Genomic DNA, 20,415 nt, shown 5'->3' on the forward strand with positions numbered 1-20,415 from the left:
GCCCAGCGGGACGGACGAATCGCGCGGGCCGTGACGGGGGCCGCTCCTCGACCTGGTCCGAGGCCCCTCGCCCTCAGCCCGATCTGAGGGCCATCGTCATCGCCTCCACCGCCAGCAACGGCGCCACGTTCCGGTCGAGGGCCTCACGGCAGGCGCCGATCGCCTCGATGCGGCGGAGGGTGGACTCCGGGCTGCCGCCGCGGGCGAGGCGCTCCAGGGCGTCCTCCGCGTCCGTGTTGGCCAGGGCGATCCGGGAGCCGAGCTGGAGGGCGAGGACGTCGCGGTAGAAGCCGGTGAGGTCGGTGAGGGCGAGGTCGAGGCTGTCGCGCTGGGTCCGGGTCCGGCGGCGCTTCTGCATGTCCTCCAGGTCCTTCATGACACCGGCCGTGCCGCGCGGCATCCGGCCGCCCTGGGCCGCGCCCAGCGCCGCCTTGAGCTCCTCGGTCTCCTTGCCGTCCATCTCCTCGGCGAGCTGCTTGGCGTCCTCGGCGGCCGCGTCGACCAGCTCCTGGGCGGCCCGGAGGCAGCCGCCGACGTCCTCGACCCGCAGCGGAAGCTTCAGCACGGCGGCCCGGCGCTCACGCGCGGCCGGATCGGAGGCGAGGCGGCGGGCCCGGTCGACGTGCCCCTGTGTGGCGCGGGCGGCGGCGGCGGCGACCCCGGGCTCGATGCCCTCACGGCGTACGAGCATGTCGGCGACGGCGTCGACCGACGGGGTCCGCAGGTTGAGGTTGCGGCAGCGGGAGCGGATGGTCGGCAGGACGTCCTCCAGCGAGGGCGCGCACAGCAGCCAGACCGTGCGGGGCGCCGGCTCCTCGACGGCCTTGAGGACGGCGTTGGCCGACTTCTCGTTCAACCGCTCGGCGTCCTCGACGAGGATCACCTGCCAGCGGCCGTTCGCCGGCGACGTGAACGACTTGCGGACCGTGTCCCGCATGTCCTTCACCAGGATCTCGGCGCCCACGGCGGCGACCGTGCTCACATCGGCGTGGGTGCCGACGAGCGCCGTGTGGCAGCCGTCGCAGAACCCGCAGCCCGGCGCTCCGCCCAGGGCGCGGTCGGGGCTCACGCACTGCAACGCGGCGGCGAAGGCCCGCGCCGTCTGCGTCCGCCCCGATCCGGGCGGCCCGGTGAACAGCCAGGCGTGCGTCATCTTCGACGCCTCGGGCAGCGGCGCGGCGGCGGCCACCGCCGTGACGAAGGCGTCGGCGTCCCGGGCGGCGGCGGCCAACTGCTCGCTGACCTTCTCCTGCCCGACGAGGTCGTCCCACACGGTCATGGGTCAGACCGCCCTTTCGTCACGTTTCGCGGTGCGGATTCCATTGTGCGGGCAGCCACTGACAACCACGGGGGCGGCCACCGGCACCCGCACGGGCAACCGCCGCCGACGCCCCTGCGGGCCGCCGACGGACAGCCGTGCGACAGCCGTGCGGGCCCCTGTGGGCCGTCATGGGCCTGCTTGCGCGGGCGGCCGCCGAGACGGCCCGCAGGGCAGACCGCCGCGAGGGGAGCCGCCCCGCGCCGCTCCCGAAGTCCCGAAGGCGGGAAGGCGGGAAGGCACGGGGACGGGGGTCCCGGCGGCCTGCGGCTCAGCGTCCCCGGCCGCGACGGCGTCCCGGCTGGTCGCCGTATCCCTCGTCGTCGTCGCCCCGCGGGCCGAGCAGTTCGTCCGCCAGCGTCGGCAGGTCGTCCAGCGGCGTCTCCTCGGCCCAGTCGGGCCGGGCCCGCCGCCGCGGCGCGCCGTCCTGGTCGATCTGCGGCAGCTCACGCGTCCGGTCGTCGGGACGGTCCGTCTGCCGAGTGCTCGACCCGTCCGACGGCTCGTCGCGGAAGTACCCGGACGGCACCCGGCCCGCGAGGTCCTCCTCGCGCACCGCCGGGAGCACGGCCGTCTCGTCCGCCGCGCCGGGGGCGACCGGCGGCAGCACCGTGGTCTCGTCCGCGGCGCCCGACGGCACCGGCGGCTGCGGCAGCTCGGCCGTCACCTCCGCCTCGGACCCGGTGGCGGACGCGGCCCCCGAGGACCGCTGGTCCTCGGTGTCCCGCTCGCGCACCCGCGGCAGCGCCGTCGTCCCGTCCGCAGGATCGCCCGCCGCGGGGGCCGGCTTCACCACCGGCGTCGGCACGGTCGCCGCCTCCGGCGTCACGGCCGCGGCCGACGGCGCCTTCGGCTGCGGTCCCGCCTGCGCGGCGGCCGTGGCCTGCTCGGCGGCCCGGCGTGCCGCCTCCGCCCGCACCAGAGCCTCCTCGGCCTTGCGCTGCTTCTCCAGCCGCCGGGCCTCGGCCTCGGCCCGCAGCCGGGCCTCCTCCTCGGCCTGCTTGCGCCGCCGCTCCTCCTCGGCCCTGCGCCGCGCCTCCTCCTCGGCCCGGAGCTTCTCCTCGGCGAGCAGCCGCGCGCGCTCCTCCTCGGCACGCCGATGCGCTTCCTCGGCGCGCTGCCGCGCCTCCTCCGCCTGCCGTTCGGCCTCGCGCCGCTGCGCCTCCTCGAGCTCGCGCTGCTTGCGCTCGGCCTCCTCGGCGCGCAGCCGCTCCAGCTGTGCCTGGCGCTCGCGCTCCAGACGCTCCTCCTCGGCCTTGCGCGCAGCTTCCTCCTCGGCCTTGCGCCGGGCCTCCTCCTCGGCCTTGCGGCGGGCCTCCTCGGCGGCCTTCACCTCGGCCTCGGACAGCGGCAGCATCTGGTCGAGCCGGTGCCGGACGACCGTGGTCACCGCCTCGGGCTCCTGCGCGGCATCGACGACGAGGTACCGGCCGGGGTCGGCGGCGGCCAGCGTCAGGAAACCGGAGCGCACCCGCGCGTGGAACTCGGCGGGCTCCGACTCCAGCCGGTCCGGAGCCTCGGTGAACCGCTCGCGGGCCGCCTCCGGCGACACGTCCAGCAGCACCGTCAGATGCGGGACCAGTCCGTTCGTCGCCCAGCGGGAGATCCGCGCGATCTCCGTCGGGGACAGGTCGCGGCCCGCCCCCTGGTACGCCACCGACGAGTCGATGTACCGGTCCGAGATCACCACCGCGCCACGCTCCAGCGCGGGCCGTACGACGGTGTCGACGTGCTCGGCGCGGTCCGCGGCGTACAGCAGCGCCTCCGCGCGGTGGGACAGCCCGGCCGACGACACGTCCAGCAGGATCGACCGCAGCCGCTTGCCCACGGGGGTCGCCCCCGGCTCACGGGTGAGCACGACCTCGTGCCCCTTGGCCCTGATCCAGTCGGCGAGCGCGTCGGCCTGGGTGGACTTGCCGGCGCCGTCGCCGCCCTCCAGGGCGATGAAGAAACCACCGGTCGCGGGCGCCTGCACGGGGTCGTCGCCGCCGAGCAACGCGTCCCGCAGGTCGTGCCGCAGCGGTACGCCGGAGCGGTCGTCGACCTTGGCGAGCACCAGCGCGGCCACCGGCAGCAGCAGCGCGCCGACCAGCATCAGCGTGAACGCGGCCCCGCCGTGCGCGAACACGAACTTGCCGTTTTCCAGCCGGTGCGGCCCGATGAGCGCCGCGACCAGCGGGGCGATCACCGCGCCCAGCGCCACACAGACCCGTACGACCGCGTGCAGGTGTTCGGTCGTGCGCGCCCGCCGGCCGTCCTCGGTCTCCTGGTCGAGCAGGGTGTGTCCGGTGTTGGCGGACACCCCCGCGCCGACGCCGGCCAGCGCGACGATCAGCAGCACGCTGGTGACGTCCGGGACGAGCCCGGCGGCCAGCAGCGCCACCCCGGTGAAGGCGATCGTCAGGGACAGCAGACGGCGCCGGGAGAGCGTCGGCAGGAAGGCCGGCGCGGTACGGATGCCGACCACGACACCGCCGGTCAGCGCGAGCACCAGCAGCCCGTACAGCACGGGCCCGCCGCCCAGGTCCTTGGCGTGCAGCACCGACACGGCGACGGCGGCGGCGACCGCCGCGGCGACGGCAGCGCAGGCGAACACCAGCACCGGGATCGCGCCCGTACGGCCGGCGTCGACGCCCGCGGCCGTCCTGGGCCGGCGCAGGCCCTCCAGCGGCGAGCGCGCACGCGGGGTACGCACGTCGGGCAGCTCCAGGGCGCTCACCACGGACAGGGAGGCGGCGAACAGCCCGGCCGCGACGTACGAGGCGAGGGCCGCCTGGTGCTGGCCGAACCAGGCGATGCCGGCGCCCAGAAGGTTGTTGACGAGGGACGCGGCGGCGAGCGTGGCGGCCGCGAGGGGGACGGCGACGAAGCTCGTACGCAGCGAAAGGCGGCGCAGGGCGTCCATGTGGTCCGGCAGCGGACGTACCGTCGCGCCCTCCGGGGGCGGGGCGGGCAGCAGGGCGGGTGCCGCGCCCTCGCGGCACACCGTCCAGAAGCGCTCGGCGACCCCGGTCACGAACACGGTGACCAGGAGGACCGCGAGCGCGTTGTCGGGCGTCCAGTCGATCCACAGCGGCGCGACGATCAGCAGCGCGGCCCGCAGACCGTCGGCGCCGACCATCGTCCAGCGGCGGTCGAGCGGCCCCTGCGGGGACGTCAGCGAGGTCAGCGGGCCGAGGAGCACGGCGCCGAAGAGCAGGGTCGCCAGGATGCGCACCGCGAAGACGGTGGCGACGGCGAAGGCCACGCCCCGGTAGCCGCCTCCGAACGAGCCGGCGGCGATCGCCGCCTGAAGGGCGAGGACGACCAGTACGAGGAGCGTGAGGATGTCCCCCACGCCTCCCACGAGCTGGGCGCTCCAGAGCCTCTTGAGCTGCGGCCGGCGCAGCAGGGCGCGGACGGCGCGCTCGCGGGAGTCCGCCACCAGGGCGTCGTCCGGGGCGGGGTGGTTGGCCGTTGGCTGCTCGGCTCGCGTCATGCTTTCAGCCTATCGGGACCCGCCGACAGCCCGAGGCACTCGCCCACACGTGCGCACACCCCGACACCAAAGTGATGCCGAGGCGTGCGTTTCGCGAACCCGTGGTGAAGGAGATCAGGAGACCGACGCACCGCAGGGAGCACCGATCGGCCGCGCGGCGGCCCGAGCCGGGCTCGGGGCCACCGCCGACCGGGACGGGCGTCAGTCCTCCGCGCTCGGCTCCACAGCCGTCGCCGTCTTCGCGGCGGCCGTCTTCTTCGCGGCGGTCGTCTTCTTCGCCGCCGTGGTCTTCTTCGCGGCCGTCTTCGTCGCGGTGGCCTTCTTGGCCGGCGCCTTCTTCGCGGGCGCCTTCTTGGCCGGTGCCTTCTTCGCCGTCTTCTTGGCGGGACCCTTGGCGCGCTTCTCGGCGAGCAGTTCGAAGCCGCGCTCCGGGGTGATCTCCTCCACGCTGTCGCCGGAGCGCAGGGTGGCGTTGGTCTCGCCGTCGGTGACGTACGGCCCGAAGCGGCCGTCCTTGACCACGACCGGCTTCTCGCTGACCGGGTCCACGCCCAGCTCCTTCAGCGGCGGCTTGGCGGCCGCGCGGCCGCGCTGCTTGGGCTGGGCGTAGATCGCCTGCGCCTCCTCCAGCGTGATCGTGAAGAGCTGGTCCTCGGTCTGGAGCGACCGCGAGTCCGTGCCCTTCTTCAGGTACGGGCCGTAGCGGCCGTTCTGCGCGGTGATCTCCACGCCGTCCGCGTCCGTGCCGACGACGCGCGGGAGCGACATCAGCTGGAGCGCGTCCTGGAGGGTCACCGTGTCCAGCGACATCGACTTGAAGAGGGAGGCCGTGCGCGGCTTGACCGCGTTCTTGCCGGTCTTCGGAGTGCCCTCGGGGAGCACCTCGGTGACGTACGGCCCGTAACGGCCGGCCCTGGCGATGATCTGGTGACCCGTCTCCGGGTCGGCGCCCAGCTCGAAGTCGCCGCTGGGCTTGGCGAGCAGTTCCTCCGCGAAGTCGACGGAGAGCTCGTCCGGCGCCAGGTCGTCCGGCACGTCGGCGCGCTGGTGGCCCTCGGCGTCCTTCTCGCCGCGCTCGATGTACGGGCCGTAGCGGCCGACCCTGAGCACGATGTCGTTGCCGACGGGGAACGAGGACACCTCGCGGGCGTCGATCGCGCCCAGGTCGGTGACCAGTTCCTTGAGGCCGCCGAGGTGGTCGCCGTCGCCGTTGCCCGCGTCGGCGGCGCCGGCCGCCTCGCCCTCGCCGAAGTAGAAACGCTTCAGCCACGGCACGGCCTGCGCCTCGCCGCGGGCGATGCGGTCGAGGTCGTCCTCCATCCGCGCGGTGAAGTCGTAGTCGACGAGCCGGCCGAAGTGCTTCTCCAGGAGGTTGACCACGGCGAAGGACAGGAAGGACGGCACGAGGGCCGTGCCCTTCTTGAAGACGTAGCCGCGGTCGAGGATGGTGCCGAGGATCGACGCGTACGTCGACGGGCGGCCGATCTCGCGCTCCTCGAGTTCCTTGACCAGGCTGGCCTCGGTGTAGCGGGCCGGGGGCTTGGTGGCGTGCCCGTCGACCGTGATCTCCTCGGCCGTGAGCGCGTCGCCCTCGGCGACCTGCGGCAGGCGGCGCTCGCGGTCGTCGAGTTCGGCGTTCGGGTCGTCGGCGCCCTCGACGTACGCCTTCAGGAAGCCGTGGAAGGTGATCGTCTTGCCGGAGGCGCTGAACTCGACGTCCCGGCCGTCGGCGGCCGCGCCGGCGATCTTCACCGTGACGGAGTTGCCGACCGCGTCCTTCATCTGCGAGGCGACGGTCCGCTTCCAGATCAGCTCGTAGAGCTTGAACTGGTCGCCGGTCAGACCGGTCTCGGCGGGCGTACGGAAACGATCGCCCGAGGGGCGGATCGCCTCGTGCGCCTCCTGGGCGTTCTTGACCTTCCCGGCGTACGTCCGCGGCTGCGCCGGCAGATAGTCGGCGCCGTACAGCTGCGTGACCTGGGCGCGGGCGGCGGTGACCGCGGTGTCGCTCAGCGTCGTGGAGTCCGTACGCATGTACGTGATGTAGCCGTTCTCGTACAGCTTCTGCGCGACCTGCATGGTGGCCTTGGCGCCGAAGCCGAGCTTGCGGCTGGCCTCCTGCTGGAGCGTCGTCGTACGGAACGGGGCGTACGGCGAGCGGCGGTACGGCTTGGACTCGACCGACCGGACGGCGAACCGGGTGTTCTCCAGGGCGGCGGCCAGGGCGCGGGCGTTCGCCTCGTCGAGGTGGAGGGTGTTCGCGCCCTTGAGCTGCCCCAGCGAATCGAAGTCACGGCCCTGCGCGACCCGCCTGCCGTCGACCGACTGGAGGCGGGCGACCAGGGAGGACGGGTCCGACGGGTCTCCCGCGCGGCCGGTCGCGAAGGTGCCCGTCAGGTCCCAGTACTCGGCGGAGCGGAACGCGATGCGCTCGCGTTCCCGCTCGACGACGAGCCGGGTGGCGACGGACTGGACACGGCCCGCCGACAGCCGCGGCATGACCTTCTTCCACAGGACCGGCGACACCTCGTAGCCGTAGAGGCGGTCGAGGATGCGGCGGGTCTCCTGGGCGTCGACCATGCGCTTGTTCAGGTCGCGCGGGTTGGCCACGGCCTCGCGGATCGCGTCCTTGGTGATCTCGTGGAACACCATGCGCTTGACCGGGACCTTGGGCTTCAGCACTTCGAGGAGGTGCCACGCGATGGCTTCGCCCTCGCGGTCCTCATCGGTGGCCAGGAAGAGTTCGTCGGAATCCTTCAGCAGGTCCTTGAGCTTCTTGACCTGGGCCTTCTTGTCAGCGTTGACCACGTAGATCGGCTGGAAGTCGTGTTCGACGTCCACCCCGAGGCGGCGGACCTCACCGGTGTACTTCTCGGGCACCTCCGCGGCGCCGTTGGGGAGGTCGCGGATGTGCCCGACGCTCGCTTCGACGACGTAGCCGGGGCCGAGATAGCCCTTGATCGTCTTCGCCTTGGCAGGCGACTCGACGATGACGAGTCGGCGGCCGCCCTGTGCGGTCTCGCTGGTCGGGGACAACTTCGCTCTTCTCTCCGGTCGACGCTGGGGCCTCCCCAGGCCTTCTTCCCGGGGTCGGGTCATGGTGACGCTGCGGAGTGTGACGGTACATCCCGCCCCCGTGTCAAACGGGAAAAGCCCGCAACGGCCACTCGAACGGTAACCCGACTACCGCCATTCCTGCCGCCCGGCGTGTCCACCGGTCCTTCGGCGGTCCTTCCGGGCCGATCCGGAGTGCGACCTCCCAATTACTGGCGGGAGGAGGCCCGGGCGGCTATCGGACGCGGGCGAGGCACCATGCGGCGAGGACCAGCGCGGCCACTCCCACGAGTCCGGAGAGGGTCGCCGATGCGACCGGGTTCACACCGAGGGCCACGGGTTCGCGACGCCGGACGCGGGTCACGGTCCACACCAGCAACCCGGTTCCGAACAGGGCGAACACCGCTCCGGTGAAGATCGCCGGCCCGCTCTCCATGGTCTGCCGCGCCCCTTTTCCGCGGCCTTCGACGGGCCGCCGCCAGGAGACTGCCACGCGTGGGCGGCGCGCAGAAGAACCCGAGGTGAACGCCGGGCCGACACGGCCGTGATCCCGCCACCGCCCCAGGCCGCGCCGGGCGGGGTCTCTTTCCGGCCGTCCTCGCGTCACCTGCGCGGCGACTCGAACTTGTCTCCGTAGAACTTGGTCGCGTCGTCGGCCCCCTCGGCGTGCCGAGGGGGCCGACGCGCGCCGAGAAGTCCGGCTCGTGCCGAGAACGACCGCGCGTGCCGAGAGGGCCGGCGGTGGCGCGCGACCGGGGCTCGCGGGGCCCGGGCCGGAGCGCGATGCCGTGACCGGCGACGCACGCGTGCGCGGGGGCGTCGCCGAAGCGTCCGGCACCGGAAGCAGGTTGGCCGGTTTCACGTCCCGCAGCGGCGTGCCGACACGGCGGCCCGAAGGTGCCGCGCGGCCGGAGCCGCACGGCGGGTCGCGGAGTCACGAGGTCACGGGGTCACCCCGGCCGCAGGGGCGCCCGGTCGCGGGCTCACCGCTGCGGTTCGAGGAACCCCTGCTCCACCAGCAGACGGATCTGGGCCGGGGTGCGGTCGCGCAGCAGGACCGGGTCCTCGCCGACCAGTTGGGCGATGGCGTCGAGGATGCGGCCCGCGCTCAGCGAGCCGTCGCACACGCCCGCGAAGCCCGCGCCGACCGTGTCCACCTTGGTGGCCCTGCGCATACCCCGGTGCTGGCGCAGCACGACATGCTCCGGGTCCTCGGCGCCGGGCAGCCCGACCTGCTCCTGGACGATCTCGGCGGCGAGCCTGAAGTGACCGGCGAGCAGGGCGGCGTCGTCGTGCTCCCGCAGGTAGTCGAGGCGGTCGAAGTGCGCCCGGATCGTGTCACCGAGCGGTTGTTCGACGGAGTGCGGCCACTCCTCCACGGTGACGGAGGGCTCGGCGGCCGTCCGGCGCAGGGTGATCCAGCCGAAGCCGACGGCCTTCACCTTGCGCGCCTCGAACTCGTCCAGCCAGGCGTCGTAGCGCGCCTGGTACTCGACCGGATCGCTGCGGTGGTCGCCCGCGTCCCTGAGCCACAGCTCGGCGTACTGCGTGACGTCCTGCACCTCGCGCTGCACGATCCAGGCGTCACAGCCGCGCGGGACCCACGACCTGAGTCTGTCCTGCCAGTCCTCCCCCTCCACGTGCTGCCAGTTGGCGAGGAACTGCGCGAACCCGCCCTCGTTCAGCCGCTGTCCCGACTGCTGAACGAGCGTGCGGCACAGATCGTCCCCGCCCATCCCGCCGTCGCGGTACGTCAGCCGGGCGCCCGGCGAGATCACGAACGGCGGATTGGAGACGATCAGGTCGTACGTCTCGTCGTCCCGGACCGGGTCGAACAGCGAGCCCTCGCGCAGGTCGGCGGCCGGCGCGCCGGACAGCGCGAGGGTGAGGGCGGTGATGTGCAGGGCGCGCGGGTTGAGGTCGGTCGCGGTCACCCGCGTGGCGTGCCGGGCGGCGTGCAGCGCCTGGACACCGGAGCCCGTGCCGAGGTCGAGCGCGGAGCCGACGGGGGTGCGGACGGTGATGCCCGCGAGGGTCGTGGACGCGCCGCCGACACCGAGGACCACGGCGGTGTCGGCCTGCCCGCCCCGGCCGCCGATGCCGCCCGCGCCGCCGACCGCGCAGCCCAGGTCCGACACGATGAACCAGTCCTCGCCGTCGGGTCCGCCGAACGGCCGTACGTCCACGGTCGCGGCGACCTCGTCCCCGCCGGCGCGCACCAGCCAGCCGCTCTCCAGACACGCGTCGACGGGCAGCACACCCGCCACGCGCGCGTGCGGCACGGGCTGCTGGAGCAGGAACAGCCGGACGAGCGTCTCCAGCGGCGTGTCCCCACGGGTCGCCCGGAGCGCGGGGACGGTCTCGCTGCGCGCCAGCGCCGTGTACGCGGGGGCGCCGAGCAGTTCGAGCAGTCCGTCGGCGGTGAAGGAGGCGCCGAGCAGGGCGTCGCGCAGACCGGCGGTGACGTCGGGGCGGTCGGCGGAGGGCAGGCGGATGAGGGTGGAGTCGGTGGAGTTGCTCACGTCCCCATTGTGTCCGCTCCGGATCGTGTCCGCTCCGGCCGACCTCGCGAGCGCGCCCGCCGCACCCGCACCGCGCGCGCTCGGGCGGAACCGTGCACGTACCCGCCAGGAGGCCCCGGTACGCGCGTACCGGGGCCTCCTGGCAGGTGGTGGGGGCGGGGCCGGATCAGCCCGCTGTCGCCGCCGCCGACGACGACGCGGCGGACTTGCAGCTCGCCTGCTCGGCCATGGCCTTGCCGACGTCGCCCGCCTCCAGTTCCTTGAGGGCGCCGTTGCCGTTCTTGCTCAGCTTGTCGAGCTCGGCGGCGACGTCCTTGAGTCCGTCGGCGAACTTGGCCTGGTCCTTGGTGTCGAGCGCGTCGACCTGCTTCTTCAGGGAGGCGTACGACGCCGCGATGTCGTTGAGCTCCTTGACCGCGCCCTGCTGCTTCTTCGCGGCGTTCTTGGCGTCCCCGCTGTCCGGCGCCCCCGCCTGTTCGACGGCGGTGCCGATCGCCTTGTAGGCGTCCGACATGTCCTGGAACGCCTGGGAGTCGGTCTTCTGGACGTCCTCCGGCGCACTGTTGTCCGAGGTCTGCTTCTGGATGGCGGCGTTGGCGGCCGCGATCTTCTTGGCCTGCGGCTGGACGGAGTCGCAGACCTGCTTGGCCCAGGCGCTCAGCTTCGCGCTGCCGCCGTCGTCGCTGCTGCCGCATCCCGACAGCGCCATTGCCAGTACCGCACCGCCGGACAGCGCGGCCGCGAGCTTCTTGTTCACCGGATTGGTCCCTTCCATGGCTCTCGGCCCCGGAACATACACGCCACGTTGACGGCAGACCTTCGACGAATGCCCCTTATGTGCATCTATGCAGCCATTTGCACCAAGTGAGAGAAGGCTCACGAGTGGGGCGCGAACACGCACGAGGGCGGGCGGTGACGCGTCGACACGCGCCACCGCCCGCCCGTGAGCCCGGCCTCGCCCGGACCGCCTACGAAACCACCGCAGGATCGGCCGGCTTGGAGGCCCGCTCGGCGTTCTCCTCGTCGCCCACGGCGATGCCGCGCCGCTTGGAGATGTACACCGAGACCACGATGACCAGGAGCGAGAGGACCGCGATCATGATCCGCACCCCGATGCTCTTGTCGTGGCCGTAGGAGAACTTGATGACGGCCGGCGCGATCAGCAGCGCCACCAGGTTCATCACCTTCAGCAGCGGGTTGATCGCGGGGCCGGCGGTGTCCTTGAAGGGGTCGCCGACCGTGTCGCCGATCACCGTGGCCGCGTGTGCCTCGCTCCCCTTGCCGCCGTGGTGGCCGTCCTCCACGAGCTTCTTGGCGTTGTCCCAGGCACCGCCGGAGTTGGCGAGGAACACCGCCATCAGCGTCCCCGCCCCGATCGCGCCCGCGAGGTACGCGCCGAGCGGGCCGATGCCGAGCGTGAAGCCGATGAAGATCGGTGCCATCACGGCCAGCAGACCGGGCGTGGCGAGTTCGCGCAGGGCGTCCTTGGTGCAGATGTCGACGACCTTGCCGTACTCCGGCGTCTCGGTGTAGTCCATGATCCCCGGCTTCTCGCGGAACTGCCGCCGCACCTCGAAGACCACGGATCCCGCCGAACGCGACACCGCGTTGATCGCCAGCCCCGAGAAGAGGAAGACGACCGCCGCGCCGGCGATGAGGCCGACGAGGTTGTTCGGCTGCGAGATGTCCATCATCAGGCTCATCGGCGCGCCCGCTCCGGTGAGTTCCTCGCCGACGTCCTGCGCCCCGGTGGTGATCGCGTCGCGGTACGACCCGAAGAGCGCCGACGCCGCCAGCACCGCGGTGGCGATGGCGATGCCCTTGGTGATGGCCTTGGTGGTGTTGCCGACCGCGTCCAGGTTGGTGAGCACCTGCGCGCCCGCCCCCTGGACGTCGCCGGACATCTCGGCGATGCCCTGGGCGTTGTCGGAGACCGGACCGAAGGTGTCCATCGCGACGATCACGCCGACCGTGGTGAGCAGGCCGGTGCCGGCCAGCGCCACGGCGAACAGCGCGAGCATGATCGACGTACCGCCGAGCAGGAAGGCCCCGTACACACCGAGGCCGATCAGCAGCGCGGTGTAGACGGCCGACTCCAGGCCCACGGAGATACCGGCGAGGACGACGGTGGCCGGGCCGGTCAGCGAGGTCTTGCCGATGTCCCTGACCGGGCGGCGGGTGGTTTCGGTGAAGTAGCCGGTCAGCTGCTGGATGACGGCGGCGAGCAGGATGCCGATCGCCACCGCGACGAGGGCGAGGATCCGCGGATCGCCGCTCTTGCCCTTGATCGCCGCGTCGGTGACGCCGTCGAGGCCGGCGTACGACGACGGCAGGTAGACGAAGACCGCCAGCGCGACCAGCACGACCGAGATCACCGCGGAGATGAAGAAGCCCCGGTTGATCGCGGACATGCCACTGCGGTCGGTGCGGCGCGGGGACACGGCGAAGATGCCGATCATCGCGGTGACGACGCCGATCGCCGGCACCAGCAGCGGGAAGGCGAGACCGAAGTCGCCGAAGGCCGCCTTGCCGAGGATCAGCGCGGCGACCAGGGTCACGGCGTACGACTCGAACAGGTCGGCCGCCATGCCCGCGCAGTCGCCGACGTTGTCGCCCACGTTGTCGGCGATGGTCGCGGCGTTGCGCGGGTCGTCCTCCGGAATGCCCTTCTCGACCTTGCCGACCAGGTCGGCGCCGACGTCGGCGGCCTTGGTGAAGATGCCGCCGCCGACTCGCATGAACATGGCGATCAGGGCGGCGCCGAGGCCGAATCCCTCGAGCACCTTCGGCGCGTCGGCCGCGTACACCAGCACCACGCAGGAGGCGCCCAGCAGACCGAGCCCCACCGTGAACATGCCGACGACGCCACCCGTGCGGAAAGCGATCTTCATTGCCTTGTGCGAGACGGCGGTGAGGTCCTTTTCCGGCTCGCCCTCCGTCGGGGTCGCTTCCCTGGCCGCCGCGGCGACACGCACATTGCTGCGCACGGCGAGCCACATGCCGATATAGCCGGTGGCCGCCGAGAAGCCGGCGCCGATCAAGAAGAAGATCGACCGGCCGGCCCGCTGATTCCAGTCGTCCGCGGGGAGCAGCATGAGCAGGAAGAAGACGACCACGGCGAATACGCCGAGCGTGCGCAACTGCCGGGCCAGATAGGCGTTGGCGCCTTCCTGGACCGCCGCCGCGATCTTCTTCATGCTGTCGGTGCCCTCGCCCGCGGCGAGCACCTGGCGCACCAGGACACCCGCGACCACGAGGGCGGCCAGCGCCACGACACCGATGACCGTCACCAGGACGCGGTTGTCGTCGGTCAGAACTGCGGCTGCGAAGGTTGTGGGGTGATCGAACTGCTGAGGGGTAGAAAGCCCCGCCATTCGTCCTCCTTGACGCTTGGGCTGAGCTCAAGATGTGGACGGATTCTAGGTACCGGAACCTGATCAAAACAGGGCGCGGTAAACGGAATTAGCCTTCACTTGCTCTCCAGCAAATGATCGAGGTCATGCCATGGACCCCGAAAGAGGTAATGCCTTAAAAGCATTGACGCTCACGCAGGCGCTTGATCAAATGATCGCCCGATTGATCGTGAATTTCTTCACGCATTCCTGCAAACGGGTGAGGAAAACACGAAGGGCCCTGCTCAGCAGGGCCCTTACGGGGGTGATGCGGTGGTGCGCGGCGCGAGCGTCAGACCGACGCGACGGCGGGCGGGACGATCGGCCAGGTCATGCGGATGCGTCCGCCGCTCTGTCCGGCGATCACCTCCACGTCGTCGACGAGTCCGCTGATGACCGCGAGGCCCATCTCGTCCTCCTCGGCCTCGATGTCCGGATCCTCGACCACCTCGCCGACCGAGCCCTCCCGGGGGGCGTGCGGCGCCTGGTCCCCGACCTCGATGGAGAACTGTTTCTCCTCTTCGATCAGCAGGACCTGGATCGGCGCGGTGATGGCACCGTTCTGGTGCAGTCCGACGGCACGGGAACACGCCTCGCCGACGGCGAGCCGCACCTCGTCGAGGACGGCCTCGTCCACCCCGGCCCTGCGCGCCACCGCCGCCGCCACGAGTCGGGCGGTCCTGACGTGCTCGGGCAGCGCGCTGAAACGGAGTTCGACGGTGGCCATGCATCCCCCTCGGAACTACGGGCGTGCGGTCGGGGGGCCGGGCTGCCGAAAGCCCGGTCCCCCTGGTGTTCAACTCGACCCCCGGGCACACGGCCCGGACGGTGATCAGTCGGTGGCCGCCACCGCTTCGTCGACCGAGGTGTGGATGGGGAACACCTTGGTGAGACCGGTGATACGGAAGATCTTCAGAATGCGCTCCTGGTTGCACACCAGGCGCAGCGAGCCCTCGTGGGCACGCACCCGCTTCAGGCCGCCGACCAGCACGCCGAGCCCGGTGGAGTCGAGGAAGTCCACGCCCTCCATGTCGACGACGAGGTGGAAATTGCCGTCGTTCACCAGCTCGACCAACTGCTCGCGCAACTTGGGCGCGGTATATACGTCGATTTCGCCACCGACCTCGACGACCGTACGATCGCCGACGGTACGGGTCGACAGGGACAGGTCCACGGATCCTCCAGCACCTTGCTATCGAGCGGTCGCCCCATGGGACACCTCGGCAGAGCCCCCAGGACGGTTCGCCAGCCGCGATGGCATTCAATCACTTACCGGCAGGCGTGCACGACGCCTTGGCTCCATTGTCCGTCACGCCAGTGACACACTCGGTGCCGATGGCCGAGAATCACCGATCCGATCGATCCCCGGCGGAACCCGAGTCCCGCCCCTCGCCGAGCACCGTCCTGAACCGGCTCGCCTCGGGGCCGAGCCGGGCTTCGCGCATCACTCATACGGAGCACTTGCCCCCACGTGCGGGTCGCCATGCCGTCTGGCCTCACCGGATTCGCTCCGAGGTCGTCGCGGCCGTCCGGTCCGCGGGCATCGAACACCCTTGGGCCCACCAGGCGGAGGTCGCCGAGCACGCCCTGGACGGCGAGTCGGTGGTGGTCGCCACCGGCACCGCGTCCGGCAAGTCCCTCGCCTACCTCGTCCCGGTCCTGTCCGCGCTCCTGGACGGCTCCGAGGCCCCGAACGGCCGCGGCGCCACCGCCCTGTACCTGGCCCCCACGAAGGCCCTGGCGGCCGACCAGTGCCGCGCGGTGAAGGGCCTCGCGCAGCCCCTGGGCAAGGCCGTGCGCCCGGCCGTGTACGACGGCGACACGCCGTTCGAGGAACGCGAGTGGGTCCGCCAGTACGCCAACTACGTCCTCACCAACCCGGACATGCTCCACCGCGGCATATTGCCGTCCCACCCGCGCTGGTCCTCCTTCCTGAAGTCGCTCAGGTACGTCGTCATCGACGAGTGCCACACCTACCGGGGCGTCTTCGGCTCCCATGTCGCCCAGGTGCTGCGCCGCCTGCGCCGCCTGTGCGCCCGCTACGGGGCCTCCCCGGTCTTCCTGCTGGCCTCGGCCACCGCCGCCGAGCCGGCCGTGGCCGCCCGCCGACTGACCGGCCTGCCGGTGGTCGAGGTCGCCGACGACGCCTCACCCCGCGGTGAACTGGTGTTCGCCCTCTGGGAGCCCCCGCTCACCGAGATGCAGGGCGAGAAGGGCGCTCCGGTGCGCCGGACGGCCACCGCCGAGACGGCCGACCTGCTCACCGACCTCGCCGTGCAGGGCGTACGCACGGTCGCCTTCGTACGCTCCCGGCGCGGCGCCGAGCTCATCGCCGTCATCGCCCAGGAGCGTCTCGCCGAGGTGGACCGTTCACTGGCCCGGCGTGTCGCGGCGTATCGCGGCGGCTACCTCCCCGAGGAGCGCCGCGCCCTGGAACGCGCCCTGCACTCCGGCGAGCTCCTCGGCCTCGCCGCCACGACCGCCCTGGAACTCGGCGTGGACGTGTCGGGCCTGGACGCCGTGCTCATCACGGGCTATCCGGGCACCCGCGCGTCGCTGTGGCAGCAGGCGGGCCGGGCCGGACGCTCCGGGCAGGGTGCCCTCGCCGTCCTGGTGGCCCGCGACGATCCGCTGGACACCTTCCTCGTCCATCATCCCGAGGCCCTGTTCGACCGACCGGTGGAATCCACGGTCCTCGACCCCGACAATCCCTACGTCCTCGCCCCGCACCTGTGCGCGGCCGCGGCGGAGCTGCCGCTGGTCGAGGAGGACCTGACCCTCTTCGGTCCGGCGGCCGCGGAACTGCTGCCGCAGCTGGAGGCCGCGAAACTGCTGCGCCGCCGGACGAAGGCCTGGCACTGGACCCGCCGGGAGCGGGCCGCCGACCTGACCGATATCCGCGGCGGGGGCGGAAGGCCGGTGCAGATCGTCGAGGAGGGAACGGGCCGGCTGCTGGGCACGGTCGACGAGAGCGCCTCCCACACCGCCGTCCACGAGGGCGCGGTCCACCTCCACCAGGGGCGTACCTACCTCGTCCGCTCCCTCGACCTGGAGGACTCGGTCGCCCTGGTCGAGGAGGCCGCCCCGCCGTACTCGACGGTCGCCCGCGACACGACGTCGATCTCCGTCCTGGAGACCGACACCGAGATCCCCTGGGGCGACGGCCGCCTGTGCTACGGCTCCGTGGAGGTCACCAACCAGGTCGTCTCCTTCCTGCGCAGACGCGTCATCACCGGCGAGGTGCTGGGCGAGACGAAGCTCGACCTCCCCCCTCGTACGCTGCGGACCCGGGCCGTGTGGTGGACGGTCACCGAGGACCAGCTGGACGAGGCCCGGATCGACCCGGAGATCCTGGGCGGCGCCCTGCACGCCGCGGAGCACGCCTCGATCGGGATGCTGCCCCTCTTCGCGACCTGCGACCGCTGGGACATCGGCGGCGTGTCCGTACCCCTGCACCCCGACACCCTCCTGCCGACGGTCTTCGTCTACGACGGCCACCCCGGCGGCGCGGGCTTCGCGGAGCGTGCCTTCCGCACCGCCCGCGCCTGGCTCACCGCCACCCGTCAGGCCATCGCCTCCTGCGAGTGCGAGGCCGGCTGCCCGTCCTGCATCCAGTCGCCCAAGTGCGGCAACGGGAACGATCCCCTGCACAAGCGGGGTGCCGTACGCCTGCTCACGGTTCTGCTGCGGGGAGCGCCACAGGGGGACCAGCAGGACGAGCCGCGGGACGAGCCGCAGGATCGGGGAGCGCCGGAGTCGGGGCGGCTCCCGGGAGCCGCTGGGGAGTAGGGACGGGGCTCAGGATCGGAGCGGGAGTCACGGCGGGGCCCGGGAGCGGCGCGGGGCCGGGAAGCGGCGCGGGGAGAGTCCGGGGGATCTGTCCCGCCGGGCCCGCCCGGGCCCTGACCTCGGCCTCGAACGGCCCCCGCCCCGAAGCCGCGGACACGTCCGAGACCGCGCCCACCACGGCGCACCGCACCAGCCGGGTGCCCTGGGCCCGAGCCACCCGCTCCGCCCGCGCACAGGCCGCCGCACCTCCCTCCGCCGCGTGGTCGGCCGCCGCGAGCGCCGCGAGGTCCGCGCCGCCGGCCGCCCGGTGCCGGGTCAGGACGGCCTGTCCCAGCGCCAGCACCACCCCGAACACGACGCACAGCACGGCGATCGCTCCGACGCTCCAGACGGTGGCGGAACCGCGGTCCGAGCGCGGCCCGCCGTCCAGCCCGGCACGCTCCGCCCGAAGCCTCCGGGACGCCTTGAGCCCCCGGATCGCCCGGGCCGCCCGGAGCTCCCCGCTCCCCGTCCGACGTCCCGTCATGGATCCGCCTCCACCGACTCCACTGTTTCCTCGGCCCATGCCACGGCCTCCTCCCGTACCTCGAACGGCAGCCCGTGCAGCGCCGGTGGCCTGGCCACGACCACCACACGGACCTGGTCACCCGAACGGCCCACCGTGACCTCCGCACCGCTCGGTGCCGCCGCCCGGGTGACCTCCAGGACCGCGTCGGGCGGGTCCTGGCGGGCCGCCGCCCGCGCCCCCGTCCGCGCCGCGTCCACGCACTGGATCCGTACGGCCGCCACGAGCAGCCCCCACACCAGCGCCATCGCGAACAGCACCAGCACGGGCAGCACCACCGCCGACTCGGCCGTCACGAACCCCCGGTCCGCGCCTCGCTCACATCGACGCACTGAGCGCTCGCTTCACGATGGCCTCGAGCTCCGCGCCGACCTCACCGCTCGTCACCACCTTGTAGAGGAGCACGGCGAACGCCACTGCCGCGACGATCCCCATCGCGTACTCGGACGTGACCATCCCCGCGTCCTCGCGCACCGCACGTGCCCCGTGCTTCAGGGCGCGCAGCCGCACCCGTACCGCCTTGTACATCTCAGCCCCCGTAAGGTCCGGTTCCGTCGATCTCTCTGGTCCGTGCCGGCCGGCCCGGTGTCCGGCCCTCGCTCCCGGTCGTGCGCCCTCAGGCGCGTCACCCCGTCATCCGCCACCCCCTCCCATCACTTCGCCCGCCAGCCCGATCACCACGGGCAGTACGCCGACGGCGATGAACGCGGGCAGGAAGCACAGCCCCACCGGCACGGTGACCAGCACCGCCGCCCGTCTGGCCCGTACCGCCGCGTCGCGGGCCCGCTCCGCGCGGGCGTCCGCGGCGAACCGTGCGACGGGGCCTGCCGCGGGGAGACCGGAGACACCGGCCCGTTCCAGCAGCCGCGCCAGGGCCTCGGCGCCCGGGATCGAGGCCAGCCGCCGCCAGGCCTCGCCCGGTTCGCCCCCGAGCCGCACCTCCGCGGCGCCGCGTGCCAACGCCGACCCGACCGGGCCGCCGAGCGCCTCACCGGTCGCCTGGGCGGCGACCACCGGACCGGCTCCGGCCTCGACACAGGCACCCAGCAGTTCCGCGGCGAGCGGGAGCTGCCGGGCGGCCTCCCCCACGTCGACGTCCGCCGCGCGACCCGTGGACACCTGCCGCAGACGCCACCGCCGCAGCGCGGCCGCCGTGAGCACACCGACCACCACTCCGGCGAAGCCGCCGACCACCACCCATCCGGCGGTCACCGCCCCCGCCCAGGGCAGCCAGCGCCGTGCGGCTTCGCCGATCGCCGGGCGGGCACCCGCCGATCCCGTTTCCAGGGCGAGCAGCTCGGCGATCCGTCGCCGTACCCCGCGCCGTCGCCGCACGGCCGCCGCCCAGCACCCCAGCCCGCCGAGGACGAGCGCGACCCCCAAGGTCACCCCCAGCCTGTGGAAAACCTCCACGCCCCCGCTCATGTGGCCTCCGCCCCTCGTACGATCCGCAGCGCCCACCACATCCCGACGCCCTCCAGGAGACCGCCGGCCAGCAGACAGCCCAGGCCGGCTCCGGTGTGCAGGAGCACGTGCAGCGGGTCGGCACCCAGCGCGCCGCCGAGGAGGAACCCCAGGGCGGGCAGACCGGCGAGCATCACCGCCGTGGAGCGGGCCCCGGCCAGCTGGGCACGGAGATCGGCGCGCTGGTCCCGTTCGGCGCGCAGCGCCCGCTCGATCCGGTCGAGTCCGGCGGCGAGGCCCGCACCCCGGTCCACGGCCACCCGCCAGCACGCCGCGAGGCCCAGCAGCCCCTCGGCCCCCGGTTGCCGCGCCGCGGCCGCGAGCACCGTGGGGACGTCCCCGCCGAACCTCGCCGCCGCCAGCACCGCCGCCTGCGCGTCCCCGAGCCCCTCGCACTCGCGGGCGGCGCGCATCAGCGCCTCACCCGGCTGCCGCCCGGCCCGCACCTCACCGGCGAGCGTCCCGCACAGAGCGATGACCGCGTCCTCCCGGCGCTCCCGCGCCTTCCGGGCCCGACCGGCCAGCCGCGCCCGGCGCGCCAACGGAACCCCCGCCGCCCCCACGGCGACCGGCAGCACCGAGGCCCCCAGCACCGCCAGCACCAGTCCGGCGGCCGGCGCCCACCACTCGGCCCGCCAGCGTTCGCGGATCTGCCGCAGTCCACAGGACAGCTGCCGCCACCCCGGCGGTCCGGTGGCGACCGCCCCGCCGCCCGCGAACAGCAATTGCGCCCGCCGGGCCGCGGAGTGCCGACCGCCCGCCCACCAGACGGCCGCTCCCGCGCACGCCACGGTCGCGCCCGTCACCGACTCGCCCCACGAGATCCCACCCAT

Annotated in this window: 14 protein-coding genes and 1 pseudogene; 1 reads left to right on the forward strand and 14 read right to left on the reverse strand. The window is 73.1% G+C overall.

Going from position 1 to position 20,415, the window contains the following annotated elements:
• Positions 1 to 73: 73 nt before the first annotated feature.
• The 9 genes from ACZ60B_RS19435 to bldG form a co-directional block, all read right to left on the reverse strand.
• Positions 74 to 1,279, reverse strand: a complete 1,206-nt coding sequence (locus tag ACZ60B_RS19435; protein ID WP_469388480.1) for a DNA polymerase III subunit delta' — start codon at positions 1,277 to 1,279, stop codon at positions 74 to 76.
• 310 nt (positions 1,280 to 1,589) lie between these two features.
• Positions 1,590 to 4,796: a dTMP kinase gene (gene tmk / locus ACZ60B_RS19440; protein ID WP_469388482.1), complete on the reverse strand. Its 3,207-nt coding sequence runs from the start codon at positions 4,794 to 4,796 to the stop codon at positions 1,590 to 1,592.
• 201 nt (positions 4,797 to 4,997) lie between these two features.
• Positions 4,998 to 7,832 carry a type I DNA topoisomerase gene (topA, locus tag ACZ60B_RS19445; protein ID WP_469388483.1) on the reverse strand — a complete coding sequence of 945 codons (2,835 nt, stop codon included), beginning with the start codon at positions 7,830 to 7,832 and terminating at the stop codon, positions 4,998 to 5,000.
• Positions 7,833 to 8,085: 253 nt separating this feature from the next.
• The gene (locus ACZ60B_RS19450) at positions 8,086 to 8,286 is read right to left on the reverse strand and encodes a hypothetical protein (protein ID WP_469388485.1); all 201 of its coding nucleotides are present in this window, start codon (positions 8,284 to 8,286) and stop codon (positions 8,086 to 8,088) included.
• A gap of 547 nt (positions 8,287 to 8,833) precedes the next feature.
• Positions 8,834 to 10,372, reverse strand: coding sequence for a DUF7059 domain-containing protein (locus tag ACZ60B_RS19455; RefSeq protein ID WP_469388487.1), 1,539 nt, complete (start codon positions 10,370 to 10,372; stop codon positions 8,834 to 8,836).
• A gap of 166 nt (positions 10,373 to 10,538) precedes the next feature.
• A complete protein-coding gene (locus ACZ60B_RS19460; protein WP_469388489.1) occupies positions 10,539 to 11,147 on the reverse strand; it encodes a small secreted protein in 609 nt (202 codons plus the stop codon).
• A 193-nt stretch (positions 11,148 to 11,340) separates the two neighbouring features.
• Positions 11,341 to 13,746, reverse strand: coding sequence for a sodium-translocating pyrophosphatase (locus ACZ60B_RS19465; protein WP_469388490.1), 2,406 nt, complete (start codon positions 13,744 to 13,746; stop codon positions 11,341 to 11,343).
• 310 nt (positions 13,747 to 14,056) lie between these two features.
• The gene (locus tag ACZ60B_RS19470; protein WP_469388492.1) at positions 14,057 to 14,491 is read right to left on the reverse strand and encodes an ATP-binding protein; all 435 of its coding nucleotides are present in this window, start codon (positions 14,489 to 14,491) and stop codon (positions 14,057 to 14,059) included.
• A 105-nt stretch (positions 14,492 to 14,596) separates the two neighbouring features.
• Positions 14,597 to 14,938, reverse strand: a complete 342-nt coding sequence (bldG, locus tag ACZ60B_RS19475; protein ID WP_009189842.1) for an anti-sigma factor antagonist BldG — start codon at positions 14,936 to 14,938, stop codon at positions 14,597 to 14,599.
• A gap of 80 nt (positions 14,939 to 15,018) precedes the next feature.
• Between bldG and ACZ60B_RS19480 the strand changes: the two genes are divergently transcribed.
• A complete protein-coding gene (locus ACZ60B_RS19480; RefSeq protein ID WP_469388494.1) occupies positions 15,019 to 17,553 on the forward strand; it encodes a DEAD/DEAH box helicase in 2,535 nt (844 codons plus the stop codon).
• A gap of 58 nt (positions 17,554 to 17,611) precedes the next feature.
• Here the strand turns inward: ACZ60B_RS19480 and ACZ60B_RS19485 are convergent.
• From ACZ60B_RS19485 to ACZ60B_RS19505, 5 genes and pseudogenes are all read right to left on the reverse strand, one after another.
• A pseudogene (locus ACZ60B_RS19485) lies at positions 17,612 to 18,079 on the reverse strand (Rv3654c family TadE-like protein); the annotation flags it as partial.
• Positions 18,076 to 18,450 carry a TadE family type IV pilus minor pilin gene (locus tag ACZ60B_RS19490; RefSeq protein ID WP_469388496.1) on the reverse strand — a complete coding sequence of 125 codons (375 nt, stop codon included), beginning with the start codon at positions 18,448 to 18,450 and terminating at the stop codon, positions 18,076 to 18,078. The gene ACZ60B_RS19490 and the pseudogene ACZ60B_RS19485, both read right to left, overlap by 4 nt.
• Positions 18,437 to 18,646 carry a DUF4244 domain-containing protein gene (locus tag ACZ60B_RS19495; RefSeq protein ID WP_469388498.1) on the reverse strand — a complete coding sequence of 70 codons (210 nt, stop codon included), beginning with the start codon at positions 18,644 to 18,646 and terminating at the stop codon, positions 18,437 to 18,439. The genes ACZ60B_RS19490 and ACZ60B_RS19495 overlap by 14 nt, the downstream gene beginning before the upstream one ends.
• A 105-nt stretch (positions 18,647 to 18,751) precedes the next feature.
• A complete protein-coding gene (locus ACZ60B_RS19500) occupies positions 18,752 to 19,543 on the reverse strand; it encodes a type II secretion system F family protein (protein WP_469388500.1) in 792 nt (263 codons plus the stop codon).
• On the reverse strand, positions 19,540 to 20,415 hold the full coding sequence (locus ACZ60B_RS19505) for a type II secretion system F family protein (RefSeq protein ID WP_469388592.1): 876 nt from the start codon (positions 20,413 to 20,415) through the stop codon (positions 19,540 to 19,542). Before ACZ60B_RS19505 ends, ACZ60B_RS19500 begins: the two co-directional genes overlap by 4 nt.

The sequence above is a fragment of the Streptomyces sp. NPDC104096 genome (genome assembly GCF_055584385.1).

What these genes read in the sequence shown, in the direction of transcription:
- ACZ60B_RS19435 (WP_469388480.1), bottom strand. Translation starts at nt 1,279, where the DNA reads ATGACCGTGTGGGACGACCTCGTCGGGCAGGAGAAGGTCAGCGAGCAG.
- tmk (WP_469388482.1), bottom strand. Translation starts at nt 4,796, where the DNA reads ATGACGCGAGCCGAGCAGCCAACGGCCAACCACCCCGCCCCGGACGAC.
- ACZ60B_RS19450 (WP_469388485.1), bottom strand. Translation starts at nt 8,286, where the DNA reads ATGGAGAGCGGGCCGGCGATCTTCACCGGAGCGGTGTTCGCCCTGTTC.
- ACZ60B_RS19460 (WP_469388489.1), bottom strand. Translation starts at nt 11,147, where the DNA reads ATGGAAGGGACCAATCCGGTGAACAAGAAGCTCGCGGCCGCGCTGTCC.
- ACZ60B_RS19465 (WP_469388490.1), bottom strand. Translation starts at nt 13,746, where the DNA reads ATGGCGGGGCTTTCTACCCCTCAGCAGTTCGATCACCCCACAACCTTC.
- ACZ60B_RS19470 (WP_469388492.1), bottom strand. Translation starts at nt 14,491, where the DNA reads ATGGCCACCGTCGAACTCCGTTTCAGCGCGCTGCCCGAGCACGTCAGG.
- ACZ60B_RS19480 (WP_469388494.1), top strand. Translation starts at nt 15,019, where the DNA reads ATGGCATTCAATCACTTACCGGCAGGCGTGCACGACGCCTTGGCTCCA.
- ACZ60B_RS19495 (WP_469388498.1), bottom strand. Translation starts at nt 18,646, where the DNA reads ATGTACAAGGCGGTACGGGTGCGGCTGCGCGCCCTGAAGCACGGGGCA.
- ACZ60B_RS19500 (WP_469388500.1), bottom strand. Translation starts at nt 19,543, where the DNA reads ATGAGCGGGGGCGTGGAGGTTTTCCACAGGCTGGGGGTGACCTTGGGG.
- ACZ60B_RS19505 (WP_469388592.1), bottom strand. Translation starts at nt 20,415, where the DNA reads ATGGGTGGGATCTCGTGGGGCGAGTCGGTGACGGGCGCGACCGTGGCG.